This is a genomic window from Pararhizobium sp. LjRoot235 (assembly GCF_964254145.1).
Classification (GTDB): domain Bacteria; phylum Pseudomonadota; class Alphaproteobacteria; order Rhizobiales; family Rhizobiaceae; genus Pararhizobium.
Genome location: NZ_CAXUSP020000001.1, coordinates 2,775,079 through 2,796,403, shown reverse-complemented (window position 1 = coordinate 2,796,403; position 21,325 = coordinate 2,775,079). Strand labels below are relative to the sequence as shown.

The following is a 21,325-nucleotide window of genomic DNA, read 5'->3' as shown; positions in this document are numbered from 1 at the left end:
TTGGGGTCAGAAAACGGAGAGCCGGAAATGGCAAAGAGCAAATTTGAGCGCAACAAGCCGCACGTTAACATTGGCACGATCGGCCACGTTGACCATGGCAAGACGTCGCTGACGGCAGCGATCACGAAGTATTTCGGCGAATACAAGGCGTATGACCAGATCGACGCCGCCCCGGAAGAAAAGGCGCGCGGCATCACCATCTCGACGGCGCACGTCGAATATGAGACGACGGCCCGTCACTATGCGCATGTCGACTGCCCCGGCCACGCCGACTACGTCAAGAACATGATCACCGGTGCGGCGCAGATGGACGGCGCGATCCTGGTTTGCTCGGCTGCCGACGGCCCGATGCCGCAGACCCGCGAGCACATCCTGCTTGCCCGTCAGGTTGGCGTTCCGGCGATCGTCGTGTTCCTGAACAAGGTCGACCAGGTCGACGACGCCGAACTGCTCGAGCTCGTCGAACTGGAAGTGCGCGAACTGCTGTCGTCCTACGACTTCCCGGGCGACGACATCCCGATCATCAAGGGTTCGGCCCTGGCTGCTCTCGAAGATAGCGACAAGAAGATCGGCGAAGACGCGATCCGCGAGCTGATGGCCGCGGTTGACGCCTACATCCCGACGCCGGAGCGTCCGATCGACCAGCCGTTCCTGATGCCGATCGAAGACGTGTTCTCGATCTCGGGCCGCGGCACGGTCGTCACCGGCCGCGTCGAGCGTGGCGTTGTCAAGGTTGGCGAGGAAATCGAGATCGTCGGCATCCGTCCGACGACGAAGACGACCTGCACCGGCGTTGAAATGTTCCGCAAGCTGCTCGACCAGGGCCAGGCCGGCGACAACATCGGTGCGCTGTTGCGCGGCGTCACCCGTGACGGCGTCGAGCGTGGCCAGATCCTGTGCAAGCCGGGTTCGGTCAAGCCGCACAAGAAGTTCATGGCCGAAGCCTACATCCTGACGAAGGAAGAAGGCGGCCGTCATACGCCGTTCTTCACCAACTACCGTCCGCAGTTCTACTTCCGCACGACCGACGTGACCGGCATCGTGTCGCTGCCGGAAGGCACCGAAATGGTCATGCCGGGCGACAACGTCACCGTTGCCGTCGAGCTGATCGTGCCGATCGCGATGGAAGAAAAGCTGCGCTTCGCAATTCGTGAAGGCGGCCGCACCGTCGGCGCCGGCATCGTCGCGTCGATTGTCGAGTAAAAACTCGGTTGGAAGCGGCGCGCCATAAGCGCCGCTTCCTCGATCATTTGTTGGTCGAAGCATGCGAGTAAAGTCGTATGCCTCTCGAATTGGCGGAAGCGCGAAAAATCGCTCTTCCGCGGGCGTTCGGTCATTGTGTCGGACGCTGATTACGTATATGTGGCGGGTCGAATTGCAGAATCGGACAGAGAGCGATTTGCTCTTTGTGCTCTTTGAAGCATCCGCACCCGGAAACGAATGACGAAGTGCCTCATCTGAGGCATTCGCCTAACAACAACAAGGATAACTCGAATGAACGGCCAGAATATCCGTATCCGCCTCAAGGCGTTTGATCACCGGATTCTTGACGCCTCCACGCGGGAAATCGTTTCGACGGCCAAGCGCACAGGTGCTTCGGTTCGTGGTCCGGTGCCGCTTCCGACGCGGATTGAAAAGTTCACGGTCAACCGCTCGCCCCACGTGGACAAGAAGAGCCGTGAACAGTTTGAGATGCGCACGCACAAGCGCCTGCTCGATATCGTCGATCCGACCCCGCAGACAGTAGACGCGCTGATGAAGCTCGATCTCGCTGCCGGCGTAGACGTAGAAATCAAGCTTTAAAAACAAGGAAGGTACGTGGATTTCGGTCCAACGGCTTCCAAAAACGGGCGACCCCCAATCTTCCGGTCACACGGGCGGATGATCTGAGGGAGACCTTAAACCAGAGATGCAACGGGGTTTTCTCCGTCGCTAACTCTCAAGAGGAATGAACCAATGCGTTCAGGTGTGATTGCACAGAAAGTTGGGATGACCCGCGTCTATAACGACGCTGGTGAGCATATCCCAGTTACAGTATTGCGGATGGAAAACTGCCAAGTGGTTGCCCATCGCACAGAAGACAAGAACGGCTACACCGCAGTTCAACTCGGTGCTGGTCAGTCCAAGGTCAAGAACACGAGCAAGCCGTTGCGCGGTCAGTTCGCTGCCGCAAGCGTTGAGCCGAAGGCCAAGGTCGTCGAGTTTCGCGTTACGTCGGACAATCTGATCGATGTCGGCGCCGAACTCACTGCAAACCATTTCGTCGCGGGCCAGCTCGTTGACGTGACCGGTACATCTGTCGGTAAGGGTTTTGCCGGTGCGATGAAGCGCCACAACTTCGGCGGTCTGCGTGCAACGCACGGCGTGTCCGTATCACACCGTTCGCATGGTTCGACTGGTTCCAACCAGGATCCGGGCCGCGTCTGGAAGGGCAAGCGCATGGCTGGTCATATGGGCCAGACGCGCATCACCACCCAGAACCTGGAAGTGGTCTCCACCGATGAAGACCGCGGTCTGATCCTCGTCAAGGGCGCCGTACCCGGCTCCAAGGGCGCATGGATCGTCGTTCGCGACGCCATCAAGTCCGGCACCCCGGCTGACGCTCCGCGTCCTGCCGCCGTGCGCGCAGCCAAGTAAGGGGGCCAGATCATGGATCTCAAAGTCACCACACTCGAGGGAAAAGAAGCCGGCCAGGTCTCCCTGTCCGACGCGATTTTCGGTCTCGAGCCTCGCGAAGATATCATTGCCCGCGTCGTTCGCTGGCAGCTCGCCAAGAAGCAGCAGGGCACGCACAAGGCCAAGGGTCGCGCAGAAGTTTCGCGCACCGGCGCCAAGATGTTCAAGCAGAAAGGTACGGGCCGCGCTCGTCACCATTCGGCGCGCGCTCCGCAGTTCCGCGGCGGTGGTAAGGCTCATGGCCCGGTTGTTCGCAGCCACGCTCATGACCTGCCGAAGAAGGTTCGCGCTCTCGGCCTGCGCCACGCGCTGTCCGCCAAGCTTCGTGCTGAAGATCTGATCATCGTCGACAACCTGGTTGCGACCGAGGCCAAGACGAAGACGCTGACCGGCGCTTTCGCTAACCTCGGCCTGACCAATGCACTGTTCATCGGTGGCGTCGAACTCGACAGCAACTTCAAGCTCGCAGCCCAGAACATCCCGAACGTGGACGTTCTGCCGGTCCAGGGCATCAATGTTTACGATATTCTGCGCCGCGGCAAGCTCGTCCTGTCCAAGGCTGCAGTTGAAGCTCTTGAGGAGCGGTTCAAATGACTGACCTTCGCCACTATGATGTGATCGTTTCTCCTTCGATCACCGAAAAGTCGACGCTGGTTTCTGAACAGAACCAGATCATCTTCAACGTCGCCAAGGGTGCGTCGAAGCCGGAAATCAAGGCTGCGATCGAAGCGCTGTTCGGCGTCAAGGTTACGGCTGTGAACACGCTGGTCCGCAAGGGCAAGCTGAAGCGCTTCCGCGGCTTCGCTGGCCGGCAGAAAGACGTCAAGAAGGCTATCGTCACACTCGCTGACGGTCAGACCATCGACGTCTCCACCGGACTCTGAGGAATAGAACAATGGCATTGAAAAGTTTCAATCCGACCACCCCGAGCCAGCGTCAGCTGGTCATCGTCGACCGGTCCGGCCTCTGGAAGGGCAAGCCCGTCAAGGCGCTGACCGAAGGCCTGTCCTCCAAGGGCGGTCGTAACAACACCGGTCGCATCACGGTGCGCTTCCAGGGCGGCGGTCACAAGCGGACCTACCGTCTGATCGATTTCAAGCGTCGCAAGTTCGACGTCGAAGGCACGGTCGAGCGTATCGAATACGACCCGAACCGCACCGCGTTCATCGCGCTGATCAACTATGCCGATGGCGAGCAGGCCTACATCCTTGCGCCGCAGCGTCTTGCTGCCGGCGACAAGGTGATCGCTTCGGAAAAGCAGGTCGACGTGAAGCCGGGCAACACCATGCCGCTTCAGTACATGCCGGTCGGTTCGATCGTTCACAACGTCGAGATGAAGCCGGGCAAGGGCGGGCAGATCGCCCGTTCTGCTGGCGCCTACGTCCAGCTCGTCGGTCGCGACCAGGGTATGGCGATCCTTCGCCTCAACTCCGGCGAACAGCGCCTGGTGCATGGCTCCTGCCTTGCAACGGTCGGTGCTGTATCGAACCCCGATCACGGCAACATCAACGACGGCAAGGCCGGCCGTTCGGTGTGGCGCGGCAAGCGTCCGCACGTTCGCGGCGTCGTCATGAACCCTGTTGACCATCCGCACGGCGGTGGTGAAGGCCGCACCTCGGGTGGCCGTCATCCGGTCTCCCCGTGGGGCAAGCCCACCAAGGGCAAGCGCACGCGTTCGAACAAGTCGACCGACAAGTTCATCATGCGCTCGCGTCATCAGCGTAAGAAGTAAGAGAGGAAGTCTCCAATGGCTCGTTCAGTATGGAAAGGTCCGTTTGTTGACGGCTATCTTCTCAAGAAGGCTGAGAAGGTTCGTGAAGGCGGTCGTAACGAAGTGATCAAGATGTGGAGCCGTCGCTCCACCATCCTGCCGCAGTTCGTCGGTCTGACCTTCGGCGTCTACAATGGCAGCAAGCATGTGCCGGTTTCGGTGTCGGAAGACATGGTCGGTCACAAGTTCGGTGAATTCTCTCCGACCCGGACCTATTACGGTCACGGTGCGGACAAGAAGGCAAAGAGGAAGTAATCATGGGCAAGGCAAAAGCCGAACGCCGGCTGAAGGATAATGAGGCGCAGGCAATTGCGCGCACGATCCGCGTCAGCCCCCAGAAGCTCAACCTGGTTGCCGCGATGATTCGCGGCAAGAAGGTCGACCGGGCTCTGGCCGAACTGGAATTCTCGCGCAAGCGCATCTCGGACACGGTCAAGAAGACCCTTGAGTCCGCAATCGCAAACGCAGAGAACAACCATGATCTCGACGTCGATAGTTTGATCGTCGCCGAAGCCTACGTTGGCAAGTCCATCGTCATGAAGCGTTTCCACGCTCGTGGCCGTGGCCGTGCATCGCGTATTGAAAAGCCTTTCGCGCATCTGACGATCGTCGTTCGTGAAGTGGAAGCCAAAGGGGAGGCCGCATAATGGGCCAGAAGATTAATCCAGTCGGTTTTCGTCTCGGCATCAACCGGACCTGGGATAGCCGCTGGTTCGCGGACAACGCGGAATACGGTCAGCTTCTTCACGAAGATCTGAAGATCCGCGCTTACCTGATGGAAGAACTGAAGCAGGCCGGCATCGCCAAGGTGGTCATCGAGCGTCCGCACAAGAAGTGCCGCGTCACGATCCACTCGGCTCGTCCGGGCCTTATCATCGGCAAGAAGGGTGCAGACATCGAAAAGCTCCGCAAGAAGCTTTCCGAGATGACCAACTCCGAAACGCACCTCAACATTGTTGAAGTTCGCAAGCCGGAAGTTGACTCGACCCTCGTTGCCCAGTCGATCGCCCAGCAGCTGGAACGCCGCGTTGCTTTCCGCCGTGCGATGAAGCGCGCTGTTCAGTCGGCCATGCGTCTTGGCGCCGAAGGCATCAAGATCACCTGCGGCGGCCGCCTCGGCGGTGCTGAAATCGCTCGTACCGAATGGTACCGCGAAGGCCGCGTGCCGTTGCACACGCTTCGCGCCGACATCGACTACGGTGTGGCTGAAGCCAAAACCGCTTTCGGTATCTGCGGCATCAAGGTCTGGATCTTCAAGGGCGAAATCCTCGAGCACGATCCGATGGCTTCCGAGCGTCGCGCGTCCGAGAGTGATGCCCAGGGCCCGAGCAGCAGCAGCCGTCGTCGCGAAAACGCGTAACAGTCGTTCCTGGCAGCTAATATCGGAGAAGTAAAAAAATGTTGCAGCCAAAGCGTACTAAGTACCGCAAGCAGTTCAAGGGACGCATCAAGGGCGTTGCCAAGGGCGGTTCCGACCTTGCTTTCGGTGAATTCGGCCTGAAGTCTCAGGAACCGAACCGCGTCAACGCACGCGAAATTGAAGCGGCACGCCGCGCGATCACCCGTCACATGAAGCGTGCCGGTCGCGTGTGGATCCGCGTATTCCCAGACGTTCCGGTCACGGCCAAGCCGACCGAAGTCCGCATGGGTAAAGGTAAGGGTTCGGTCGAATACTGGGCTTGCAAGGTCAAGCCCGGCCGAATGATGTTCGAAATCGACGGCGTCAGCGAAGAACTCGCCCGTGAGGCGCTTCGCCTTGGTGCTGCGAAACTCTCTGTCAAGACGCGCTTCGTTCAGCGCATTGCAGAGTAAGGAGTAAAGCCCATGAAAGCCGAGACCGTTCGCGCCCTGAGCGCAGATCAGCTCAACGAAGAGCTTGCCAAGCTGAAGAAAGAGCAGTTCAACCTGCGCTTCCAGAAGGCGACAGGCCAGCTCGAAAAGTCGTCGCGCATCAATGAAGTCCGCAAGGACATTGCGCGCGTCAAAACCATTGCCCGCCAGAAGGCGGCAGAAGCCAAGGCTTAAGGACCGAAGAATATGCCAAAACGCATTCTGCAGGGCACAGTCGTCAGCGACAAGAACGACAAGACCGTAGTGGTCCGGGTCGAGCGTCGCTTTGCGCACCCGATCTTCCAGAAGACCGTTCGCCGGTCGAAGAAGTACAAGGCGCACGACGAGAACAACCAGTATAAGGTCGGCGACGTCGTTTCCATCGAGGAATGCGCGCCGATCTCCAAGGACAAGACTTGGACGGTCGTTTCCGTTCAGGCCTGATTGCGATTGATTTGCGCTTGGCCCTTGCGCCAGGCGCAAAAATCTGTATGAAGCAGCGTCAGAACGCTCCGGTGTCGAGCGTTCTTTTGCTTTGAGCGCACGGAAGGTCCCGTTTGGGAAACCACCCTGGCAACGACCTATCCCGCGCGACTGCACGATTCCCCGTTCGGAATCGATTTGAAGACGAAACGTGCAGCTATTCAAAGTGCTGTAGCGTCACTGCGTGTCGGTAAGGCGCGTGGCGCTGCGGAACAAAGTTTTCATAAGCCGGAGAAGGGGGCAGTTGCCCAACCGGTCCGGTAACAACAAGAAGGCGACCTGACATGATTCAGATGCAAACAAACCTCGACGTGGCGGATAATTCCGGCGCGCGTCGTGTCATGTGCATCAAGGTGCTGGGCGGCTCCAAGCGCAAGTACGCTTCGGTCGGCGACATTATCGTCGTTTCGATCAAGGAAGCGATCCCGCGCGGCCGCGTCAAGAAGGGTGATGTGATGAAGGCGGTTGTCGTTCGCACCGCCAAGGACATCCGTCGTCCGGACGGCAGCGTCATCCGGTTCGATAACAACGCAGCTGTTCTTATCGACAACAAGAAAGAGCCGATCGGCACCCGCATCTTCGGACCGGTTCCGCGCGAACTTCGCGCCAAGAACCACATGAAGATCATCTCGCTGGCTCCAGAAGTACTGTAAGGAGCGATTGAGATGCAAAAGATTCGCAAGGGCGACAAGGTCGTCGTATTGACCGGCAAGGACAAGGGCCGCTCCGGAGAAGTTCTCCAGGTGCTGCCGAAGGAAGACCGGGCTGTTGTGCGTGGCGTCAACATGGTGAAGCGTCACCAGCGCCAGACCCAGAGCCAGGAAGCCGGTATCATCAACAAGGAAGCGTCGATCCATCTGTCGAATATCGCGATCGCCGATCCGCAGGACGGCAAGCCGACCCGCGTCGGTTTCAAGATCGAAGGCGACAAGAAGGTTCGCGTCGCAAAGCGTTCGGGAGTGTCGATCGATGGCTGACACCAAGAAGTACGAGCCCCGGCTCAAGACCGACTATGTCGAGCGTATCAGCAAGGCGATGCAGGAGAAGTTCTCCTACTCCAACGTCATGCAGATTCCGCGTCTCGACAAGATCGTCATCAACATGGGCGTTGGTGAATCGACGGGCGATAGCAAGAAGCCGACTGTTGCTGCTGCCGACCTCGCAGCGATCGCCGGCCAGAAGCCGGTCATCACCAAGGCCCGCAACTCCATCGCCGGCTTCAAGCTGCGCGAAGGCATGCCGATCGGCGCCAAGGTTACCCTTCGCGGCGTTCGCATGTACGAATTCCTGGACCGTCTGATCAACATCGCGCTTCCGCGCGTTCGCGACTTCCGCGGCCTGAATCCGAAGTCCTTCGATGGCCGTGGCAACTTCGCCATGGGTATCAAGGAGCACATTGTGTTCCCTGAGATCAACTACGACAAGGTTGATCAGATGTGGGGCATGGACATCATCGTTTGCACGACGGCAACGACGGACGACGAAGCACGCGCTCTGCTCACAGAGTTCAACTTCCCGTTCCGCCAGTAAGCCGTAACGACAAGCAGAAGGATTAAGTTGAATGGCGAAGACGAGCGCAATTGAAAAGAACAATCGCCGCCGTAAGTCGGTTGCCCAGGATGCCTCCAAGCGGGCAGCCCTTAAGGCAATCATCATGAATCAGTCTCTTCCGATCGAAGATCGCTTCAAGGCGACCTTGAAGTTGGCGAGCCTCCCGCGTGACGGATCCAAGACCCGCATTCGCAACCGTTGCGAAGTGACCGGTCGTCCGCGCGCATATTATCGCAAACTCAAGATGTCGCGTATTGCGCTTCGTGAACTGGGCAATTTCGGCAAGGTGCCGGGCATTGTCAAGTCGAGCTGGTAAGGAGACGGGCACATGGCAATGACAGATCCGCTGGGCGATATGCTCACACGTATCCGTAACGGTGCTGCACGCCGCAAGTCGAGTGTTTCCACTCCGGCTTCCAAGCTGCGCGCACGCGTTCTGGATGTCCTTCAGGCTGAAGGCTACATCCGCGGATACTCTGAAGTCGAATTTGGTAACGGCAAGTCCGAGATCAACATCGAATTGAAGTACTACGAAGGTGCGTCGGTGATCCGTGAGATCGGCCGCGTATCGAAGCCGGGCCGCCGGGTTTATGTCTCGGTCAAGTCCATTCCGCAGGTCGCGAACGGTCTCGGCATCACCATCCTTTCGACCCCGAAGGGTGTGATGGCCGATCATCAGGCACGCGAACAGAACGTTGGTGGCGAGGTTCTCTGCTCCGTATTCTAATACGGCAGCAGTGATCTCCATAACGGACAGACAGGTTTGAAATATGTCTCGTATCGGTAAAAAGCCCGTTCCGGTTCCTGCAGGTGTCACGGCCACGGTTAGTGGCCAGACGGTGACTGCAAAGGGCCCGAAAGGCGAACTCTTCTTCGTTGCTAATGACGAAGTCGTCGTAAAGCTGGAAGACAACAACGCGGTGTCGGTGACCCCGGTTGACCAGTCCAAGGATGCTCGCTCGAAGTGGGGCATGTCCCGCACGATGATCGAAAACATCTTCAAGGGCGTCAAGGACGGCTACGAGCGCAAGCTCGAAATCAACGGCGTCGGCTATCGTGCGTCCCTGCAGGGCAAGAACCTGCAGCTGGCGCTCGGCTTCAGCCATGACGTGGTCTATCAGACTCCGGAAGGCATTTCGATTGCTGTGCCGAAGCCGACGGAAATCGTCGTCACCGGCATCAACAAGCAGCAGGTCGGCCAGGTTGCCGCGGAAATCCGCGAATACCGTGGCCCCGAGCCCTACAAGGGCAAGGGCGTCAAGTATGCCGGCGAGCGGATTGTCCGCAAAGAAGGCAAGAAGAAGTAAGGATCACGCGAAATGGCTACAAGGAAAGATACACTTGTGCGCCGCGCCAGCCGCGTGCGCCGTCAAATCAAGGCAGTCGCCAATGGCCGCCTGCGCCTGTCGGTTCATCGCTCGTCGAAGAACATCTACGCACAGGTTATCGATGACGTTGCAGGCAAGACCGTTGCGTCTGCCTCCACGCTCGACACCGATCTGCGTTCGTCTTTGAAGACGGGCGCTGACACGGCGGCAGCTGCTGCCGTTGGCAAGCTCCTCGCAGAGCGCGCCTCGAAGGCTGGTGTCAAGGACGTCGTCTTTGACCGTGGCGCCTTCATCTATCACGGCCGCGTCAAGGCGCTCGCCGAGGCAGCCCGCGAGGGTGGCCTGAACTTCTGATGCAATTTTCCAGACGTTATCGTCTGGACTCGAACGAATTGCATGGACCGCTTAATCCCTTAAATCGCTCGGCGATTTCAGGGCAAGATTAAGCGGCACTCAGAGTGTTACAGCGCCTTTGCGCGCGTCTGCGACGCGCGGCGCTGTAAGGACCCGGTCGCTTCGGTTCAAAGAAACCGAGGCGACTTTTGTCAACCTGCCGATTGCACCCGGAAAAGAAAAAGGAAAAGGACAATGGCACAAGAAAAAAGAGGTTCTCGCGACGATCGCCAGAGCCGCGAGGAGCGCGACAGCGAATTCGTTGACAAGCTCGTAGCAATCAACCGCGTTGCCAAGGTGGTAAAGGGCGGCCGTCGTTTCGGCTTTGCTGCTCTTGTCGTCGTCGGCGACCAGAAGGGCCGCGTTGGCTTCGGTCATGGCAAGGCACGCGAAGTGCCGGAAGCCATCCGCAAGGCAACCGAAGCTGCCAAGCGCGAACTGATCTTCGTTCCGCTGCGCTCGGGCCGCACGCTTCATCATGACGTCCATGGCCGCCATGGCGCCGGCAAGGTCCTGCTGCGCTCCGCCAAGGCTGGTACCGGTATCATCGCCGGTGGTCCGATGCGCGCCGTTTTCGAAACGCTCGGCATGCATGACGTCGTTGCGAAGTCGACCGGTTCGTCGAACCCGTACAACATGATTCGCGCCACGTTCGATGCCCTGAAGAACCAGGCGCATCCGAAGGACGTCGCGGCACAGCGCGGCCTGAAATACGCCACGCTCCAGGCCCGTCGTGCGTCCGCCGGCGTCGCTTCCGAAGAATAAGGGAGTCTGAACAATGGCCAAGAAAGAAGTTGCAAAGAAGACGGTTACGGTCGAGCAGACCGGCAGCCCCATTCGCCGGCCTGCCGTACAGCGCGCGACGCTGGTCGGTCTCGGTCTCAACAAGATGCACCGGGTCAGCACGCTGGAAGATACGCCTTCCGTTCGTGGCATGATCCGGGCCGTCCAGCACCTCGTTCGCGTCGTCGACGAGAAGTGAGGGGGATACCATCATGAAACTGAATGAAATCAAGGACAACGAAGGTTCGACCAAGAACCGCAAGCGTCTCGGCCGCGGCATCGGCTCCGGCTCCGGCAAGACTGCCGGACGCGGTGTGAAGGGTCAGAAGGCTCGTTCGGGCGTCGCCATCAACGGCTTCGAAGGCGGCCAGATGCCAATCTACCGCCGTCTGCCGAAGCGCGGCTTCAACAACATTTTCCGTTCGGACTTTGTTGTCGTGTCGCTCGGCCGCATCCAGACCGCAATCGACGCCAAGAAGCTCGACGCTTCGAAGACAGTCGATGCAGCTGCCCTCCAGGCTGCCGGCGTCATCCGCCGCGCCAAGGATGGCATCCGCGTTCTGGCCGACGGCGAACTGAAGGCGAAGCTCTCGCTAGAAGTTGCCGGTGCTTCCAAGCCTGCGATCGAAAAGATCGAAAAGGCCGGCGGCTCGATCAAGCTGCTTTCGGGCGCTGCTGAATAATTGTTGCTGATGAACCGCCCGGGTGCTTCACACCGGGCGGTTTTGCTCCCATATGAGAGCCTCACGGATTCGCGGCGGGATTGATCCGCCGCAAAGCATTTAACGGGGAACCACGGTGAGGCGCATGATTGCGGATGCGATCGTTCCCGAGCCGGTTTTCACAAAAGAAGATAGCTTTTTCCGGAGCTGACCGGGTTTCTCCCGCGGGTTCCGAACTGGCTACGCGGAGAATTGCATGGCTTCTGCAGCGGAACAGCTCGCCTCCAACCTGAATTTTTCGACTTTCGCCAAGGCGGAAGATCTGAAAAAGCGCCTCTGGTTCACCCTCGGTGCCCTTCTGGTTTATCGTCTCGGCACCTATATTCCGCTTCCCGGCCTCAACCCGGACGCCTTTGCCCAGGCCTTCCAGGGCCAGAGCGGCGGTATTCTCGGTCTTTTCAACATGTTTTCGGGCGGCGCCGTTTCGCGTATGGCGATCTTCGCTCTCGGCATCATGCCTTATATTTCTGCCTCGATCATCGTTCAGCTGATGACCTCCGTGGTTCCGGCGCTTGAGCAATTGAAGAAGGAAGGCGAGCAGGGCCGCAAGGTCATCAACCAGTATACGCGCTACGGCACGGTGTTGCTCGGCGCGTTGCAGGCCTATGGCATCTCGGTCGGCCTCGAGAGCGGCAACGGGCTCGTCGGGGATCCGGGCTGGTTCTTCCGCATCTCGACCGTCATCTCGCTCCTCGGCGGCACGATGTTCCTGATGTGGCTCGGCGAGCAGATCACCTCGCGCGGCATCGGCAATGGCATCTCGCTGATCATCTTCGCCGGCATCGTCGCGCATCTGCCGACGGCTCTTGCCGGTACGCTCGAACTCGGCCGCACCGGCGCGCTGTCGACGCCGCTCATCCTTGCCATCATCGTAATGGTCGTCGGCGTGATCGCGCTGATCGTCTTCGTCGAGCGGGCCCAGCGCCGCCTTTTGATCCAGTATCCGAAGCGCCAGGTCGGCAACCGGATGTTCCAGGGCGACACCTCGCACCTGCCGCTGAAGCTCAACACGTCAGGCGTTATCCCGGCGATCTTCGCATCCTCGCTGCTGCTTTTGCCGGCGACGCTCGCTGGCTTTGCCAATACCTCTTCGCTGCCCTCCTGGGCGACGACGATCGTTGCTGCGCTCGGCCACGGCCAGCCGCTCTACATGGCGCTCTACGGCGGCATGATCGCGTTCTTTGCCTTTTTCTATACAGCCATTGTCTTCAATCCGAAGGATACGGCCGACAATCTGAAAAAGCATGGCGGCTTCATCCTTGGTATCCGTCCAGGCGAGCGCACCGCTGAATACATCGACTACGTGCTGACGCGCATCACCGTGCTTGGCGCGCTTTACCTGATGTTCGTCTGTATTCTGCCCGAAGTCATGATCGCGCAGACCGGCGTGCCGTTCTACCTTGGTGGTACGTCGCTTTTGATTGTTGTCAGCGTGACCCTTGATACTGTAGCACAGGTGCAGGGTCACCTGATTGCTCAGCAGTATGAGGGGCTGATCAAGAAATCAAAGCTGCGTGGAGGCAAGCGGGGTCGATGAGACTGATATTTTTGGGACCGCCTGGAGCAGGCAAGGGAACGCAGGCTAAGCTTTTAACGGAAAAATACGGTATTCCGCAGCTTTCCACCGGCGACATGCTGCGTGCGGCCGTTGCAGAACAGAGCGATGTCGGCAAGCGTGCCAAGGCCGTTATGGACGCCGGCCAACTCGTTTCAGACGAAATCGTCAACGAGATCGTTTCGGACCGCATCGATTCGCCCGATTGCTCCAAGGGTTTCATCCTCGACGGCTATCCGCGCACAGTTCCGCAGGCGGTTGCGCTCGGCAAGATGCTCGAAGACAAGGGGCTCAGGCTCGATGCGGTTATCGAGTTGAAAGTCGATGAAGTCGCGCTTGTGCGGCGGATGGAGAATCGCGTAGCAGAAACCATCGCCGCGGGCGGCAAGGTTCGCTCCGACGACAATCCGGAAGCTTTCAGGAAGCGTCTGGTCGAATATCGCGAAAAGACGGCGCCGTTGTCGCAGCATTACGCGGCGACGGGCGAACTCAAGACGGTTGACGGGATGGCATCGGTTGAAACGGTGACCTCGGAAATCAACAAGATACTGGCATCGGCTTCAGCCGACGCCTGAAAAGGCCCCTTCTTGAAAAAGGATGGGCGGGGAGTTGACTTTTGCGGTCGATTCCTTCAAAGACCGCGCTAACTCGCTACATGCAGGGGATCGGCGCGGATTTCAAAATAACGAAGTCCGGGCGCGATTCTTTTGACGTGTTCCGAACACCACTTTAACGGTTGGCCTTTTTAAGGCTGCATAACGAAGCACCTATTGCCGGATGGCAACTGGAAGCAAGGAGAACAGGCGTGGCTCGTATCGCTGGCGTCAACATCCCGACGGCAAAGCGCGTGGTAATCGCGCTCCGTTACATTCACGGGATTGGTCCGAAATTCGCACAGGAAATCGTCGAGAAGGTCGGTATTCCGGCTGAACGTCGTGTGCATCAGCTGACGGATGCTGAAGTCCTTCAGATCCGCGAAGCCATCGACCGCGAATATCAGGTCGAGGGTGATCTGCGCCGCGAAACCTCGATGAACATCAAGCGCCTGATGGACCTCGGCTGCTATCGCGGCCTGCGTCATCGCCGCTCGCTGCCGGTTCGCGGCCAGCGCACGCACACCAATGCCCGTACCCGCAAGGGCCCGGCAAAGGCGATTGCAGGCAAGAAGAAGTAATTTCCCTGAAAGGGGAAGTGCAGAGGCTGGCGCTCGGCGCCGGCCTCTTTTGTGGTTTCGGAAGGGCGCTTGTCGCGTCCCTCCGGTGGAGCTGCTGGCATTACGGCAGTGACGATATCGCCGCGCTGTTCGGGCTATCCGTTCGCGCCTATTGAAATTCAGGGCAGGGGTGTTCCTCTGCCCGGTGGAGCCGCTGGTGTTACGGCGGTGCAGAGATCAACGAAAGGTATACCATGGCCAAGGAAGCCACACGCGTTCGCCGTCGCGAGCGTAAGAACATCTCCACGGGCGTCGCACACGTCAATTCGTCGTTCAACAATACGATGATCACCATCACTGACGCGCAGGGCAACGCGATTGCCTGGTCGTCGGCTGGTTCGAAGGGCTTCAAGGGCTCGCGCAAGTCGACCCCGTTCGCAGCTCAGATGGCTGCTGAAGACGCGGCCAAGAAGGCCCAGGAACACGGCATGAAGACACTGGAAGTCGAAGTTTGCGGTCCGGGTTCCGGCCGTGAATCGGCTCTGCGCGCGCTGCAGGCTGCCGGCTTCATGATCACCTCGATCCGTGACGTGACGCCGATCCCGCACAACGGCTGCCGCCCGCGCAAGAAGCGCCGCGTCTGATCAGCGACATTCATCAAGCCGGGGGAGGCCATGCTTCCTCCGGCGCTTCAAGGCTCGGTTGCCACGATTGGATGGTGGCAACGAACGGAAGGCAAGACATATGATTCAGAAAAACTGGCAGGAACTGATCAAGCCGAACAAGGTGGAGTTCTCCTCTTCCGGCCGCACCAAGGTTAGCCTTGTTGCAGAGCCGCTGGAGCGTGGCTTCGGCCTCACCCTCGGCAACGCGCTTCGCCGCGTGCTTCTGTCGTCGCTTCGCGGCGCTGCGGTCACCGCAGTGCAGATCGACGGCGTGCTGCACGAGTTCTCCTCGATCCCGGGTGTTCGGGAAGACGTGACGGACATCGTGCTCAACATCAAGGAAATCGCCATCAAGATGGATGGCGATGATTCCAAGCGCATGGTCGTGCGCAAGCAGGGTCCGGGCGTTGTAACCGCCGGTGACATCCAGACGGTTGGCGATATCGAAATCCTCAACCCGAACCACGTGATCTGTACCCTCGACGAGGGCGCCGAGATCCGCATGGAATTCACCGTCAACAACGGCAAGGGCTATGTGCCGGCCGACCGCAACCGTTCGGAAGATGCTCCGATCGGCCTTATCCCGGTTGACAGCCTGTATTCGCCGGTCAAGAAAGTGTCCTACAAGGTGGAAAACACCCGCGAAGGCCAGGTTCTCGACTACGACAAGCTGTCCATGCAGATCGAAACCGATGGTTCAGTCACCGGTGAAGATGCAGTCGCATTTGCGGCCCGTATCCTTCAGGATCAGCTCGGCGTCTTCGTCAATTTCGACGAGCCGCAGAAGGAAGCCGAAGAAGAAGCCGTTACCGAACTGGCGTTCAACCCGGCGCTCTTGAAAAAGGTCGACGAACTGGAACTCTCCGTCCGTTCGGCCAACTGCCTGAAGAACGACAACATCGTTTACATCGGCGATCTCATTCAGAAGACCGAGGCCGAAATGCTTCGCACTCCGAACTTTGGTCGCAAGTCGCTGAACGAAATCAAGGAAGTTCTCGCTTCCATGGGCCTGCACCTCGGTATGGAAGTGCCGGCATGGCCGCCCGAGAACATCGAAGATCTCGCCAAGCGTTACGAAGACCAATACTAAGGCCGCCCGCGTTCAAAGAACGCGGTCAGCTTGGCCTTAGCGCTTTTAATTGCGCATGTGCCTTTCTTTCAAATGAATTTGAAAGGGACATGCGCGCAAACAAGAGGCAGGTTAACCCTCTGCCTTTCCCCGTCAAACAGCAGGTTTCGAACCTGTATGTGCCAGGAAACGGCAGGCCCATAAAGTGAAGGGCACCTGCATTTAAGGAGAATAGCAATGCGCCACCAGAAAGCCGGCCGCAAGCTGAACAGAACCGCCAGCCACCGCAAGGCAATGTTCGCCAACATGGCTGCCTCGCTCATCGAACATGAGCAGATTGTCACTACCCTGCCGAAGGCAAAGGAAATCCGCCCGATCGTCGAGAAGCTCGTCACCCTCGGCAAGAAGGGTGACCTGCATGCCCGTCGTCAGGCCATCTCGCAGATTCGCGACGTTGCTGTCGTTTCGAAGCTGTTCGATGCCATCGCATCGCGCTACGCCACCCGCAACGGCGGCTACCTGCGCATCATGAAGGCCGGCTTCCGCCACGGCGACAACGCCGCTCTGGCCGTCATCGAATTCGTTGACCGCGACACTTCGGCCAAGGGCGCCAAGGACATCGCTCGCGTTGCCGCCGAAGCAGAAGCTGCAGACGCCGCATAAAATACCCGGCGACGGGTCATGCAAGAAGGCCGGATGGGAGACCATCCGGCCTTCTTGCATAAGAACTGCCCGAACCCTGCGTGGTTTTCCCGATTTCGTCAAAATTCGAATTTGAGGCTCGGTTCCTCATTCATCTTGGTGGGTGTTCGATAGAGCTTCGGTCCCTCCCGTTCCGCCATGTCGCGGGCTCGGCCGAGGAAGCGGCGGACTGCGTTCTTCCCGACGATAAAGTAATCCGCGCGGGAATGATTCCAGAGGTCCTCAAGCTGCTCGTCGGTGAACTCGCCGTTTTCTGCACGTTTGGCGAAGGCGATGAAGTCTCCAAGTTGCTCGCGTGGAATGCCTTTCAGGCAAAACCGGACAAGATCGTCCATGGTATCGAAGAAATCGGCATCCTGAAAAAAGCCTTCGGCAAAGAGATAGAAGGCTTTTGGAGCGGCGATGGACCTGCGTGACATGCTCTTCACCTCGTTTGGTTCGTCAGCGTAAGTCCAAGTAAACCTTCGGCAGAATGGTGCTCTTCCTCCTCTTAAAATTCTCGTTAGTGGGTAGGCGGTATTGAAGCCGCTTTCGCAGGAAGGATCACGCATGCCGACGCCGCGTAATTCGGGTTGTCGGCTCGAGATTATGAAAGGCCGGGTGAGCGATCGTCCGGCCTTTGCTGTCCAGCACTATATCAGCTTACCAAATGCGTGCCGCGCCGATCTCGCAGCTTTTGCAGGACACGGGTAAGAAACGGGCGGACAGCAACACCGATCAGGAAAAAGTCCGCGCTCGAGGCGGTCCAAAGGTCTTCCAGTTGCTGATCCGTCGCATTCGCATTTAGCCAGTGATCGAGAAAGCGGTCGAGATCATCGGCCGCTTCAGGGTGCTGGTGCAACACGTGGGCAATTCCGAAGTCGATGAGTTCGTCTTGCGAACTAAAGATTAGGGGATCGTGAATCATTGCTCTGGTAAACGCCCGGAAGCCGGGGGATTTGGCAACGTGTTCTCTCACAAATTTCTCCTCCCAGTCCTCATTTCTGGGATAAGCAGTAACAACGAGAAAGCCTTGTGGCAATCTTGGATCGTACCGAAGGATGACTCCAACGCTATAGGTTGTTCGCCATCGCGGCTTCGAGTAAGGCGCATCTCTGTACCATTCCGCCCCGGTTGGGCGTCCGTAATATTTGGTGATTAACTCACCTTCGTCGACCCCCAGAAGTCCAGCTTTCACGGCCTCAACGGTCGCGATATTTGCCTGTATCGTCTCGTTCACGTAGCGAAGCGCTTCGGGATAGCTTCCGAATTTGCCTTCACGTCTGACTGCGCCGGTAAATGGAAGCCAACGCGAGGCCTCGGGGCCTATTGCCACAAGCAACTCTGCTTTGGATCGAAACACATGGCTGGTTATCGTGTGAGCGCCGCGGTAGCCTTCGATCGCCCGTAGGTCAACGTAATGCTGGCCGAATTCATCATTGACCCGGTGAGCCGTTGCCGCGTCTCCTGAGCCGCCGCCGCCATCCATCCATCGCCCGCCACCCTGTTCACCCGCAGGAATGCGCGGCTGGTCAGGGTTGAAATTGGCTTTGCGCAACAACGTTTGGAGGGTCGCCGCGGTAATCATCAGCCGCAGTTGCGCCAGTTTGAAAATTTGTATTGTCTGCGTGTCGCCCATGGTCACGTTTCTCGTCTGCCTCCCCGCCATGATAGTCGCGGGTGAGGGAGCGGGGACGAAGGGGCGCGGTTTTTCTGTCGGCGGTCGTCTTTGCTTTTTGTCCCTGACGTCCTATCTGTCTTTTCCAACAATCGATTTGGCAGGATGCCCCGCATGACCCGTTCGCCCCGTACTCTTGTCCTGTCCACCATGGCCGGGCTGGCTCTCTTTGCCGGCGTCGTGCATTTCATCGTGCCTCGTGCGGACACCTCCTATGGTGTGGAGAATATGACGACCGGTTCCGTCGTCGCGCCGGCGGACACGCAGAAGGTATTGCCGCAAAGCCGCACGGAAATGCAGCTGTCCTTTGCGCCGCTGGTCAAGCAGACGGCAAACGCGGTGGTGAACGTCTATGCTGAAAAGACGGTCGAGCGCCGCTCGCCCTTCGCCGACGATCCGTTCTTCGAGCAGTTCTTCGGCCAACAGATGCCGAACCGCTCGGAAAAGCAGTCGTCGCTCGGCTCCGGTGTCATCGTCGGCAAGAACGGCATCGTCGTGACCAACAACCACGTGATCGCCGACGCCGACGACATCAAGGTCGCACTTGCCGACGGACGAGAATTCGAGAGCACGATCATACTCAAGGACGACCGGCTGGATCTGGCCGTGCTGAAGATCAAGTCGGACGGCCCGTTCGAAACCATTCCGCTTGGCGATTCCGACGCGGTCGAAGTCGGTGATCTCGTGCTCGCGATCGGCAATCCGTTCGGCGTCGGCCAGACGGTAACGAGTGGCATCGTTTCGGCGCTCGCCCGCAACCAGGTCGTCTCGGGTGATTTCGGCTTCTTCATCCAGACCGACGCGGCGATCAATCCCGGCAATTCGGGTGGCGGCCTGATCGACATGAACGGCCAGCTGATTGGGATCAACACGGCGATCTTTTCGCGCGGTGGCGGCTCCAACGGTGTGGGCTTTGCCATCCCCGCCAATCTCGTGAAAGTCTTCCTGGCATCGGCCGAAGGCGGCAACGGCAGCTTCACGCGGCCGTTCATTGGCGCAAGCTTCGAGCCGGTGACGTCGGAGGTCGCAGATGCGCTCGGGCTCGACCGGGCGAGGGGCGCGCTGGTGAGTTCGGTGATCGAAGGCGGACCGGCTGAAAAGGCGGGCATGAAGCCAGGCCAGGTGATCGTCGCGGTCAACGGCATCCCGGTGGAACATCCGGACGCGCTCGGTTACCGCCTGACGACAGTCGGCATCGGTCATGAGGCAAAGGTCACCGTGAGCGAAGGTGGCAAGACCCGTGATCTGTTGTTGACACTATCCGGAGCCCCGGAAACGTCGCCGCGCGACGAGCGGCTGATCGAGGGGCGCAATCCTTTCGCCGGCGCCGTGGTCGGCAATCTCTCGCCGCGGCTGGCTGACGAACTGCACATGTCGACCTCGTCGCAGGGTGTGGTGATCACGCAGATCAATCGCGGCTCGCCTGCCGCGCGGGTCGGCTTCCAGCCCAAGGATATCGTCATTGCCGTCAATGGCACGCCGATCGACAAGTCGGCGACGCTCCAGGCGATCACCCAGGACGATCCGTCTCTGTGGCGCGTCGAGATCGAGCGCGACGGCCAGCGCATCCGCCAGTTCTTCCGATGAGCGACCTGTTTTCCCCGTCCGAACCCGCAGGCATGAGCGAGAAACGACCGCTGGCCGATCGGCTGCGGCCGCAGACCTTGGCGGAGGTCACCGGCCAGGCGCATCTGACAGGCGAGGACGGTGTCCTCGCCCGCATGATCTCCTCCGGCTCGCTCGGGTCGATGATCTTCTGGGGCCCACCGGGAACGGGCAAGACGACGGTTGCCCGGCTGCTGTCGGGAGAAGCAGGCCTTGCCTTTGAACAGATCTCGGCGATTTTCTCCGGCGTTGCGGATTTGAAACGAGTGTTCGAATCGGCCCGTGCGCGGCGCATGTCCGGACGGCAGACCCTGTTGTTTGTCGACGAGATCCATCGCTTCAATCGCGCCCAGCAGGACAGCTTTCTGCCGGTCATGGAAGACGGCACGGTCATTCTGGTCGGGGCCACGACGGAAAACCCGTCCTTCGAGCTCAACGCCGCTCTTCTGTCGCGCGCTCGTGTGCTGACTTTCAAGCCGCATGACGAAGCGAGCCTTGCCGAATTGCTGGCACGCGCCGAACAGGTGGAGGGAAAGCCGCTACCGCTCGATGCTGACGCCCGCGCCAGCCTAGTGCGCATGGCCGACGGTGATGGGCGGGCTGTGCTGACGCTTGCCGAAGAGGTTTGGCGGGCGGCGCGCAAGGACGAGGTGTTCGATGCCAACGCCGTGCAAGAGATCGTCCAGCGTCGCGCGCCGGTCTATGACAAGGGGCAGGATGGCCACTACAATCTGATCTCCGCCCTGCACAAATCGGTGCGCGGCTCGGACCCTGACGCAGCCCTCTACTATCTCTGCCGCATGTTCGATGCTGGCGAGGATCCGCTCTATCTCGGACGGCGGCTGGTGCGCATGGCGGTGGAGGATATCGGCCTTGCCGATCCGCAGGCACTGGTAATCTGCAACGCCGCCAAGGATGCCTATGACTATCTCGGTTCGCCGGAGGGTGAACTGGCGCTGGCGCAAGCCTGCGTCTATCTCGCGACCGCGCCGAAGTCGAACGCCGTCTATACCGCCTACAAGTCCGCCATGCGCGCGGCGAAGGAAAACGGCTCGCTGCTGCCTCCGAAGCACATCCTCAATGCGCCGACCAAATTGATGAAGGGCGAGGGCTATGGCGACGGCTATCGTTACGACCACGACGAGCCGGACGCGTTTTCGGGCCAGGACTATTTCCCGGAGAAGATGGGCCGCAAGATTTTCTACGATCCACCCGAGCGTGGTTTCGAGCGCGATATCCGCAAGCGCCTCGAATGGTGGGCAAAGCTCAGGAAAGAGCGTGGCCAATAGGACAGATCAGCCATGCAGGCCGGGCTCTTGCAGGCGTCAAGCCGGGATGGCATACATTGCCCATGCAGACGGCTGCACGGAATCAAGCCATTG

Annotated in this window: 32 protein-coding genes; 30 read left to right on the top strand and 2 right to left on the bottom strand. The window is 59.3% G+C overall.

What is annotated here, in order from left to right:
- The first annotated feature begins 27 nt into the window (after positions 1-27).
- From tuf to rplQ, 28 genes are all read left to right on the top strand, one after another.
- Complete coding sequence (gene tuf, locus ACSQ2Z_RS13485; protein ID WP_436081665.1) at positions 28-1,203, top strand: elongation factor Tu; 1,176 nt, start codon at positions 28-30, stop codon at positions 1,201-1,203.
- A gap of 291 nt (positions 1,204-1,494) precedes the next feature.
- The gene (rpsJ, locus tag ACSQ2Z_RS13480) at positions 1,495-1,803 is read left to right on the top strand and encodes a 30S ribosomal protein S10 (RefSeq protein ID WP_003507767.1); all 309 of its coding nucleotides are present in this window, start codon (positions 1,495-1,497) and stop codon (positions 1,801-1,803) included.
- Between the two features lie 153 nt (positions 1,804-1,956).
- Positions 1,957-2,637, top strand: coding sequence for a 50S ribosomal protein L3 (gene rplC, locus ACSQ2Z_RS13475; protein WP_436081664.1), 681 nt, complete (start codon positions 1,957-1,959; stop codon positions 2,635-2,637).
- Positions 2,638-2,649: 12 nt separating this feature from the next.
- The gene (rplD, locus tag ACSQ2Z_RS13470; protein WP_436081663.1) at positions 2,650-3,270 is read left to right on the top strand and encodes a 50S ribosomal protein L4; all 621 of its coding nucleotides are present in this window, start codon (positions 2,650-2,652) and stop codon (positions 3,268-3,270) included.
- The gene (locus tag ACSQ2Z_RS13465) at positions 3,267-3,560 is read left to right on the top strand and encodes a 50S ribosomal protein L23 (RefSeq protein WP_037169458.1); all 294 of its coding nucleotides are present in this window, start codon (positions 3,267-3,269) and stop codon (positions 3,558-3,560) included. Before rplD ends, ACSQ2Z_RS13465 begins: the two co-directional genes overlap by 4 nt.
- Before the next feature lie 11 nt (positions 3,561-3,571).
- The gene (rplB, locus tag ACSQ2Z_RS13460) at positions 3,572-4,408 is read left to right on the top strand and encodes a 50S ribosomal protein L2 (RefSeq protein ID WP_018328282.1); all 837 of its coding nucleotides are present in this window, start codon (positions 3,572-3,574) and stop codon (positions 4,406-4,408) included.
- Between the two features lie 15 nt (positions 4,409-4,423).
- Complete coding sequence (gene rpsS / locus ACSQ2Z_RS13455; protein ID WP_018328281.1) at positions 4,424-4,702, top strand: 30S ribosomal protein S19; 279 nt, start codon at positions 4,424-4,426, stop codon at positions 4,700-4,702.
- A 2-nt stretch (positions 4,703-4,704) separates the two neighbouring features.
- The gene (gene rplV / locus ACSQ2Z_RS13450; RefSeq protein ID WP_018328280.1) at positions 4,705-5,094 is read left to right on the top strand and encodes a 50S ribosomal protein L22; all 390 of its coding nucleotides are present in this window, start codon (positions 4,705-4,707) and stop codon (positions 5,092-5,094) included.
- Positions 5,094-5,807 (top strand): 30S ribosomal protein S3, encoded by a 714-nt coding sequence (gene rpsC / locus ACSQ2Z_RS13445; protein WP_037133573.1) that lies wholly within the window; start codon positions 5,094-5,096, stop codon positions 5,805-5,807. The genes rplV and rpsC overlap by 1 nt, the downstream gene beginning before the upstream one ends.
- Before the next feature lie 38 nt (positions 5,808-5,845).
- Positions 5,846-6,259, top strand: coding sequence for a 50S ribosomal protein L16 (gene rplP / locus ACSQ2Z_RS13440; RefSeq protein ID WP_018239489.1), 414 nt, complete (start codon positions 5,846-5,848; stop codon positions 6,257-6,259).
- Between the two features lie 12 nt (positions 6,260-6,271).
- Positions 6,272-6,472, top strand: coding sequence for a 50S ribosomal protein L29 (gene rpmC, locus ACSQ2Z_RS13435; protein WP_018328278.1), 201 nt, complete (start codon positions 6,272-6,274; stop codon positions 6,470-6,472).
- 12 nt (positions 6,473-6,484) lie between these two features.
- Positions 6,485-6,721: a 30S ribosomal protein S17 gene (rpsQ, locus tag ACSQ2Z_RS13430; protein ID WP_018328277.1), complete on the top strand. Its 237-nt coding sequence runs from the start codon at positions 6,485-6,487 to the stop codon at positions 6,719-6,721.
- Positions 6,722-7,044: 323 nt separating this feature from the next.
- Positions 7,045-7,413: a 50S ribosomal protein L14 gene (rplN, locus tag ACSQ2Z_RS13425; RefSeq protein WP_018328276.1), complete on the top strand. Its 369-nt coding sequence runs from the start codon at positions 7,045-7,047 to the stop codon at positions 7,411-7,413.
- Positions 7,414-7,425: 12 nt separating this feature from the next.
- Complete coding sequence (gene rplX / locus ACSQ2Z_RS13420) at positions 7,426-7,737, top strand: 50S ribosomal protein L24 (RefSeq protein ID WP_113005482.1); 312 nt, start codon at positions 7,426-7,428, stop codon at positions 7,735-7,737.
- Positions 7,730-8,290, top strand: a complete 561-nt coding sequence (gene rplE / locus ACSQ2Z_RS13415; protein WP_436081662.1) for a 50S ribosomal protein L5 — start codon at positions 7,730-7,732, stop codon at positions 8,288-8,290. Before rplX ends, rplE begins: the two co-directional genes overlap by 8 nt.
- Positions 8,291-8,321: 31 nt before the next feature.
- Positions 8,322-8,627, top strand: coding sequence for a 30S ribosomal protein S14 (gene rpsN / locus ACSQ2Z_RS13410; protein ID WP_037133565.1), 306 nt, complete (start codon positions 8,322-8,324; stop codon positions 8,625-8,627).
- Positions 8,628-8,639: 12 nt separating this feature from the next.
- The gene (gene rpsH, locus ACSQ2Z_RS13405; protein WP_018328272.1) at positions 8,640-9,038 is read left to right on the top strand and encodes a 30S ribosomal protein S8; all 399 of its coding nucleotides are present in this window, start codon (positions 8,640-8,642) and stop codon (positions 9,036-9,038) included.
- A 43-nt stretch (positions 9,039-9,081) separates the two neighbouring features.
- On the top strand, positions 9,082-9,618 hold the full coding sequence (rplF, locus tag ACSQ2Z_RS13400; RefSeq protein WP_037169468.1) for a 50S ribosomal protein L6: 537 nt from the start codon (positions 9,082-9,084) through the stop codon (positions 9,616-9,618).
- Positions 9,619-9,630: 12 nt separating this feature from the next.
- Positions 9,631-9,993: a 50S ribosomal protein L18 gene (gene rplR / locus ACSQ2Z_RS13395; RefSeq protein ID WP_349433996.1), complete on the top strand. Its 363-nt coding sequence runs from the start codon at positions 9,631-9,633 to the stop codon at positions 9,991-9,993.
- 234 nt (positions 9,994-10,227) lie between these two features.
- A complete protein-coding gene (rpsE, locus tag ACSQ2Z_RS13390) occupies positions 10,228-10,797 on the top strand; it encodes a 30S ribosomal protein S5 (RefSeq protein WP_436081661.1) in 570 nt (189 codons plus the stop codon).
- A gap of 13 nt (positions 10,798-10,810) precedes the next feature.
- A complete protein-coding gene (gene rpmD, locus ACSQ2Z_RS13385; RefSeq protein WP_436081660.1) occupies positions 10,811-11,014 on the top strand; it encodes a 50S ribosomal protein L30 in 204 nt (67 codons plus the stop codon).
- Between the two features lie 13 nt (positions 11,015-11,027).
- Positions 11,028-11,498, top strand: a complete 471-nt coding sequence (rplO, locus tag ACSQ2Z_RS13380) for a 50S ribosomal protein L15 (protein ID WP_349433998.1) — start codon at positions 11,028-11,030, stop codon at positions 11,496-11,498.
- Positions 11,499-11,733: 235 nt separating this feature from the next.
- On the top strand, positions 11,734-13,074 hold the full coding sequence (gene secY, locus ACSQ2Z_RS13375) for a preprotein translocase subunit SecY (RefSeq protein ID WP_436081659.1): 1,341 nt from the start codon (positions 11,734-11,736) through the stop codon (positions 13,072-13,074).
- The gene (locus ACSQ2Z_RS13370) at positions 13,071-13,667 is read left to right on the top strand and encodes an adenylate kinase (RefSeq protein WP_436081658.1); all 597 of its coding nucleotides are present in this window, start codon (positions 13,071-13,073) and stop codon (positions 13,665-13,667) included. The genes secY and ACSQ2Z_RS13370 overlap by 4 nt, the downstream gene beginning before the upstream one ends.
- A 230-nt stretch (positions 13,668-13,897) precedes the next feature.
- Positions 13,898-14,266 carry a 30S ribosomal protein S13 gene (rpsM, locus tag ACSQ2Z_RS13365; protein ID WP_436081657.1) on the top strand — a complete coding sequence of 123 codons (369 nt, stop codon included), beginning with the start codon at positions 13,898-13,900 and terminating at the stop codon, positions 14,264-14,266.
- A gap of 233 nt (positions 14,267-14,499) precedes the next feature.
- The gene (gene rpsK, locus ACSQ2Z_RS13360; protein ID WP_018328263.1) at positions 14,500-14,889 is read left to right on the top strand and encodes a 30S ribosomal protein S11; all 390 of its coding nucleotides are present in this window, start codon (positions 14,500-14,502) and stop codon (positions 14,887-14,889) included.
- Between the two features lie 100 nt (positions 14,890-14,989).
- Entirely contained in the window at positions 14,990-16,000 is a 1,011-nt protein-coding gene (locus tag ACSQ2Z_RS13355; RefSeq protein WP_018328262.1) for a DNA-directed RNA polymerase subunit alpha, read from the top strand.
- Positions 16,001-16,216: 216 nt separating this feature from the next.
- Complete coding sequence (gene rplQ, locus ACSQ2Z_RS13350; protein WP_436081656.1) at positions 16,217-16,642, top strand: 50S ribosomal protein L17; 426 nt, start codon at positions 16,217-16,219, stop codon at positions 16,640-16,642.
- Positions 16,643-16,740: 98 nt separating this feature from the next.
- On the opposite strand, the gene ACSQ2Z_RS13345 is transcribed toward rplQ, so the two are convergent.
- A complete protein-coding gene (locus ACSQ2Z_RS13345) occupies positions 16,741-17,100 on the bottom strand; it encodes a hypothetical protein (RefSeq protein ID WP_436081655.1) in 360 nt (119 codons plus the stop codon).
- Between the two features lie 218 nt (positions 17,101-17,318).
- Positions 17,319-18,299, bottom strand: a complete 981-nt coding sequence (locus ACSQ2Z_RS13340) for an RNase A-like domain-containing protein (RefSeq protein WP_436081654.1) — start codon at positions 18,297-18,299, stop codon at positions 17,319-17,321.
- A 267-nt stretch (positions 18,300-18,566) separates the two neighbouring features.
- Here ACSQ2Z_RS13340 and ACSQ2Z_RS13335 point away from each other — a divergent pair, with 267 nt between their 5' ends.
- Both ACSQ2Z_RS13335 and ACSQ2Z_RS13330 read left to right on the top strand, forming a co-directional pair.
- Positions 18,567-19,925, top strand: coding sequence for a DegQ family serine endoprotease (locus ACSQ2Z_RS13335; RefSeq protein ID WP_436083072.1), 1,359 nt, complete (start codon positions 18,567-18,569; stop codon positions 19,923-19,925).
- Complete coding sequence (locus ACSQ2Z_RS13330; RefSeq protein ID WP_436081653.1) at positions 19,922-21,232, top strand: replication-associated recombination protein A; 1,311 nt, start codon at positions 19,922-19,924, stop codon at positions 21,230-21,232. The genes ACSQ2Z_RS13335 and ACSQ2Z_RS13330 overlap by 4 nt, the downstream gene beginning before the upstream one ends.
- Positions 21,233-21,325 lie beyond the last annotated feature (93 nt).

Excerpts from the sequence above, each read along its gene's own strand:
- rplP (WP_018239489.1), top strand. The coding sequence starts at position 5,846 with ATGTTGCAGCCAAAGCGTACTAAGTACCGCAAGCAGTTCAAGGGACGC.
- rpsN (WP_037133565.1), top strand. The coding sequence starts at position 8,322 with ATGGCGAAGACGAGCGCAATTGAAAAGAACAATCGCCGCCGTAAGTCG.
- secY (WP_436081659.1), top strand. The coding sequence starts at position 11,734 with ATGGCTTCTGCAGCGGAACAGCTCGCCTCCAACCTGAATTTTTCGACT.
- rpsQ (WP_018328277.1), top strand. The coding sequence starts at position 6,485 with ATGCCAAAACGCATTCTGCAGGGCACAGTCGTCAGCGACAAGAACGAC.
- ACSQ2Z_RS13345 (WP_436081655.1), bottom strand. The coding sequence starts at position 17,100 with ATGTCACGCAGGTCCATCGCCGCTCCAAAAGCCTTCTATCTCTTTGCC.
- rpsK (WP_018328263.1), top strand. The coding sequence starts at position 14,500 with ATGGCCAAGGAAGCCACACGCGTTCGCCGTCGCGAGCGTAAGAACATC.
- rplF (WP_037169468.1), top strand. The coding sequence starts at position 9,082 with ATGTCTCGTATCGGTAAAAAGCCCGTTCCGGTTCCTGCAGGTGTCACG.
- ACSQ2Z_RS13355 (WP_018328262.1), top strand. The coding sequence starts at position 14,990 with ATGATTCAGAAAAACTGGCAGGAACTGATCAAGCCGAACAAGGTGGAG.
- rpsJ (WP_003507767.1), top strand. The coding sequence starts at position 1,495 with ATGAACGGCCAGAATATCCGTATCCGCCTCAAGGCGTTTGATCACCGG.
- tuf (WP_436081665.1), top strand. The coding sequence starts at position 28 with ATGGCAAAGAGCAAATTTGAGCGCAACAAGCCGCACGTTAACATTGGC.
- rplE (WP_436081662.1), top strand. The coding sequence starts at position 7,730 with ATGGCTGACACCAAGAAGTACGAGCCCCGGCTCAAGACCGACTATGTC.
- ACSQ2Z_RS13335 (WP_436083072.1), top strand. The coding sequence starts at position 18,567 with ATGACGACCGGTTCCGTCGTCGCGCCGGCGGACACGCAGAAGGTATTG.
- rplD (WP_436081663.1), top strand. The coding sequence starts at position 2,650 with ATGGATCTCAAAGTCACCACACTCGAGGGAAAAGAAGCCGGCCAGGTC.
- ACSQ2Z_RS13465 (WP_037169458.1), top strand. The coding sequence starts at position 3,267 with ATGACTGACCTTCGCCACTATGATGTGATCGTTTCTCCTTCGATCACC.
- rpsC (WP_037133573.1), top strand. The coding sequence starts at position 5,094 with ATGGGCCAGAAGATTAATCCAGTCGGTTTTCGTCTCGGCATCAACCGG.
- ACSQ2Z_RS13340 (WP_436081654.1), bottom strand. The coding sequence starts at position 18,299 with ATGGGCGACACGCAGACAATACAAATTTTCAAACTGGCGCAACTGCGG.
- rplB (WP_018328282.1), top strand. The coding sequence starts at position 3,572 with ATGGCATTGAAAAGTTTCAATCCGACCACCCCGAGCCAGCGTCAGCTG.
- rpmD (WP_436081660.1), top strand. The coding sequence starts at position 10,811 with ATGGCCAAGAAAGAAGTTGCAAAGAAGACGGTTACGGTCGAGCAGACC.
- rpsE (WP_436081661.1), top strand. The coding sequence starts at position 10,228 with ATGGCACAAGAAAAAAGAGGTTCTCGCGACGATCGCCAGAGCCGCGAG.
- rplC (WP_436081664.1), top strand. The coding sequence starts at position 1,957 with ATGCGTTCAGGTGTGATTGCACAGAAAGTTGGGATGACCCGCGTCTAT.
- rplN (WP_018328276.1), top strand. The coding sequence starts at position 7,045 with ATGATTCAGATGCAAACAAACCTCGACGTGGCGGATAATTCCGGCGCG.
- rplR (WP_349433996.1), top strand. The coding sequence starts at position 9,631 with ATGGCTACAAGGAAAGATACACTTGTGCGCCGCGCCAGCCGCGTGCGC.
- rplV (WP_018328280.1), top strand. The coding sequence starts at position 4,705 with ATGGGCAAGGCAAAAGCCGAACGCCGGCTGAAGGATAATGAGGCGCAG.
- ACSQ2Z_RS13370 (WP_436081658.1), top strand. The coding sequence starts at position 13,071 with ATGAGACTGATATTTTTGGGACCGCCTGGAGCAGGCAAGGGAACGCAG.
- rpsH (WP_018328272.1), top strand. The coding sequence starts at position 8,640 with ATGGCAATGACAGATCCGCTGGGCGATATGCTCACACGTATCCGTAAC.
- rplO (WP_349433998.1), top strand. The coding sequence starts at position 11,028 with ATGAAACTGAATGAAATCAAGGACAACGAAGGTTCGACCAAGAACCGC.
- rpmC (WP_018328278.1), top strand. The coding sequence starts at position 6,272 with ATGAAAGCCGAGACCGTTCGCGCCCTGAGCGCAGATCAGCTCAACGAA.
- ACSQ2Z_RS13330 (WP_436081653.1), top strand. The coding sequence starts at position 19,922 with ATGAGCGACCTGTTTTCCCCGTCCGAACCCGCAGGCATGAGCGAGAAA.
- rplX (WP_113005482.1), top strand. The coding sequence starts at position 7,426 with ATGCAAAAGATTCGCAAGGGCGACAAGGTCGTCGTATTGACCGGCAAG.
- rplQ (WP_436081656.1), top strand. The coding sequence starts at position 16,217 with ATGCGCCACCAGAAAGCCGGCCGCAAGCTGAACAGAACCGCCAGCCAC.
- rpsS (WP_018328281.1), top strand. The coding sequence starts at position 4,424 with ATGGCTCGTTCAGTATGGAAAGGTCCGTTTGTTGACGGCTATCTTCTC.